Source organism: Nitrobacter vulgaris, from assembly GCF_002028545.1.
Classification (GTDB): Bacteria; Pseudomonadota; Alphaproteobacteria; order Rhizobiales; family Xanthobacteraceae; genus Nitrobacter; species Nitrobacter vulgaris.
The window spans coordinates 1-511 of record NZ_MWPQ01000095.1; the positions used below are offsets into that span (position 1 = coordinate 1).

The 511-nt window shown below is 61.6% G+C and carries 1 pseudogene; it reads left to right on the top strand.

Going from position 1 to position 511, the window contains the following annotated elements:
* Positions 1 to 499 (top strand): annotated as a pseudogene (locus tag B2M20_RS18695) (IS5 family transposase); the annotation flags it as partial.
* Positions 500 to 511 lie beyond the last annotated feature (12 nt).

Below are 511 nucleotides of genomic sequence, written 5' to 3' on the forward strand. Positions count from 1 at the left end.
GACCTCCTGCGCAGGTCCTGATCGATAGCTCGGCCGTGAAGGCGCATCGATGCGCATCTGGCGGCAAAGGGGGGAACATCAGCAGGCCATCGGCCGATCGCGCGGCGGGCGGACCACGAAGATCCATGCTCTGACCGACGCGGAGTGTCGTCCCGTCGCGTTCTTGCTGACCGGGGGTCAGATAGCCGATTGCACCGCTGGAGCGGTTTTGCTCGAACAGATGCCACGTTCCGCGATCCTGCACGGCGACAAGGGTTACGACAGCGATGCCATCCGCCGACAGGTCGAGGGAAAGGGTGCGATGCCGAACATCCCGCCCAAGGCGAACCGACACTGGAAGAATTGCTTTTCGCCCGTCCTCTATCGAAGCCGCAACGCCATCGAGCGTATGTTCTGCCGCCTGAAGGACTTCCGCCGCATCGCCACCAGATATGATCGTCTCGCAATCAATTTCCTCGCAGCCGTCTGCATCGCTGCGCTGGTCAGTTACTGGTTATGAGTCCGGACCCTA